General features: G+C 58.1%; 2 protein-coding genes. Both read left to right on the forward strand.

Translation table 11 applies throughout. The features are described 5' to 3' along the window. Window positions 1–1,772, forward strand: a 1,772-nt coding sequence (locus VGE80_RS08595) for a polyprenyl synthetase family protein (RefSeq protein WP_440592362.1), incomplete at its 5' end; no start/stop codon positions are given. Between the two features lie 7 nt (window positions 1,773–1,779). Further along, complete coding sequence (locus VGE80_RS08600) at window positions 1,780–2,760, forward strand: prenyltransferase/squalene oxidase repeat-containing protein (RefSeq protein WP_440592363.1); 981 nt, start codon at window positions 1,780–1,782, stop codon at window positions 2,758–2,760. Window positions 2,761–2,934: the final 174 nt, after the last annotated feature.

Here is a 2,934-nt window from a genome sequence, read left to right on the forward strand (position 1 = left end):
GACGCAAGCGAAGCACATCTCACCTGAAACTCGTCCCTGAATCGCTTGAGTTGCGAGAAGGTCTGCGGGAAGAGGCGGAACGCTACGTCAAGCATCTCGATAAAAGTCGACCGTTTAACAAAGCGGCTCTCGAGGAACATGCTCGCAAACTGCTTGTTCTGAATAACCAGCCCGAAGGTTTTCTCGGGTTTACCATGGTTGTGCTGGGAAACGCGTTCTGGAAGCAGCAGTTTCTGGCGATCCCGTTCGAGCGACGCTTGCTGCTGTTGCCGCATTGCCTGAAGCACGCCGAAGGATGTCCAGCCGACTACGATGAATTCGGTCTCGACTGCGAGAAATGCGGCGCCTGTTCCATCGCCGATTACAAAGTCCGGGCCGAGCAGCTCGGCTATAAGGTTCTCGTCGCGGAAGGTTCCCCGATCGTCCTGAAGATCATCGTTTCGGGGCACGTAGATGGGATTCTCGGCGTGGCTTGTCTGAATGTGCTTGAAAAAGCCATCGACAAGGTGCTGCTGGCCGGGGTCCCCTCCTATGCCGTCCCGCTTCATTCGGGTGACTGCAAGAATACAAAACTCGACGAATCGTGGGTCTGGCACTGTCTCGATAAGTACGAACCTCTCGAAGAATCGCGCACGTCGGGATATGTTCCGATGATGCGAGCCTCGAACAAAATGTTCGAAGAGGAGTTCGACGAAGTGCTGCCAGTTTCACGACAGGGAACCGAGACCGGTGACCGGCTGTTGGCGGAAACGGAAACGTTCGCGCGAAAGTGGCTCGTGAAGGGTGGAAAACGACTTCGCCCTTTCATCACTCTCGCCGCATACGACGCCCTGACCGGGGGAACCCGTTTGCAGGCTGCCTCGAGTGACGAACCTACGACGTTCTCACTGGAAGTCCGCCGAACCGCCTTGGCGATCGAAGCGTTTCACAAGGCGTCACTGGTCCATGACGATATTCAGGATGACGACCCGTACCGCTATGGCGAAGAGACCCTGCATCGGCGCTATGGGGTCGGGACAGCTATCAATGTCGGGGACTACCTGATCGGTCTGGGATACCGCCTGGTCAGTCAGAGCCGACGGCAACTGGGGGCAGAAGCCGCCAGCGACATCCTCGATCGTCTGGCAAACGCTCACTTAAAGCTTTGTGAAGGGCAGGGGGCTGAACTTCGCTGGACGGGTGCGGATGTCCTGAAACTGACAGCCCTGGATGCCATGAAGCTGTATGCGCTCAAAACCTCTCCTGCGTTCGATGCGGCACTGTATGCAGGACTGCGGATGGCGGGGCCCGTCGATGCTTATGAGGCGATGATTCCCCAATTCTGTCGCCATATCGGGGTGGGATTCCAGGTTCTGAATGATCTGCAGGACTGGGAAGAAGGGGTTCCAAACAAGATCGTTTCCGGACGAGATGCCGAACTGGCCAAACCGACGCTGCTGATGGCTTTGGCACTGGATGCTGCCAAAGGGCCAGTGCGAGAGGAACTTGAGAAAGTGATTCTCGACCCGCTGACCTCTACCGAGCGTTCCCATCGACTTCGTCACTTCTATCAGAAGCTGGGAGTTTTCGACCGGGCACAGGCGCTCGTCGACAAGTGCCGTAGCCGCGCGGAAGCACTGGCCGATGAAATTCAGCCAGAACCGCTGCGCCAACTGCTCTACTTCCTGATCGATACGGTGCTGGCGGATAACGCTGCACCGGCGCCACAGATCAAGCTGGTCCCGCTGATGGCGACGCTGCCTGTGGTTGGTAAGACTGTTGGGGCGACGTGATTCAGGCATGGCGCACCCGTATCTGTTTCGACTTGATGAACGCGTTGCGCGCGGGCTCTCGCAATGGGAGCCCGCCGATCGTGAACGGCATCGCCAGTTTCTGCTGAGTCAGCAGAATCCCGATGGAGGATTTGGCGGTCGCGGGATTCCTGTCGAGTACGCGAATGAAGAACCGGATGAGCGGGAATCCGACCTGTACTACACAGCGTTTGGAGTCCGTGCTCTCTCTGCGTTGCGCCTCTTCACGGCCGAGGACGCGCGGCGAGTCGCTGCTTACCTGGACGGGGCCCGTCACCAGAACGCCAACGTGATCGACGTGGTGAGCTGGCTCTATTCCGCCCTGATGGTCCAGGCGACGGCAGGGATTGACCTGCTGGTTGCGGCGGATTCCGACTGGCCTCAGGCACTGGCGGCACGCCTTGAAGGCTTTCGCTCGTCCGATGGGGGATACGCCAAAACTCATGAAGGAGCCATTGGAAGTACCTACCATTCATTTCTGGTGGCCCTTTGCTACGAACTGATTGGTCAGCCTCTGCCCGCAGCAGAGAGCCTCGTCGAGTTCATCCGGTCACGACAACGCGATGACGGGGGCTTTGTCGAAATCGCTCCGATGAAGCGAAGCGGCACGAACCCGACCGCGGCGGCGATCGGCGTATTGACGCTGCACTCAATCATCGGACCAAATCTGCGTGATGACGTCTTGGGATATCTGAACGACGTGCGCAGCGACGAAGGGGGATTCCAGGCCAATTCCCGAATCCCTTTCGCCGATTCGCTGTCGACGTTTACCGGGTTTCTGACGTGCCTTGACCTGCACGATCACTCGACGGTCGATCCTAAGCGACTTGAGCAGTTTATCCTGGCCCTGGAACACCCCACTGGAGGTTTCCGGGCAGCGACCTGGGACCAGTCTACGGACGTCGAATACACGTACTATGCGCTGGGGACTCTCGGCTTGCTATGGAGCGAAACTCCGCTGAAGCGATAGCTGTGGCAAGCCAATCGGGTAGGAGGAGGGGTTACCCCCTCCGTCCTCCCACACCACCGGACGTACTCATCGTATCCGGCGGTTTCTAAGATGGTTGTAAATCGGCGTGCCTTTTGGTCAGGAAGACGAGGCCGAGACGATGGAACCAGTCGATGGACATGGCATGTTGAGCAG

It is taken from the genome of Schlesneria sp. (assembly GCF_036405755.1).
Lineage (GTDB): Bacteria > Planctomycetota > Planctomycetia > Planctomycetales > Planctomycetaceae > Schlesneria > Schlesneria sphaerica.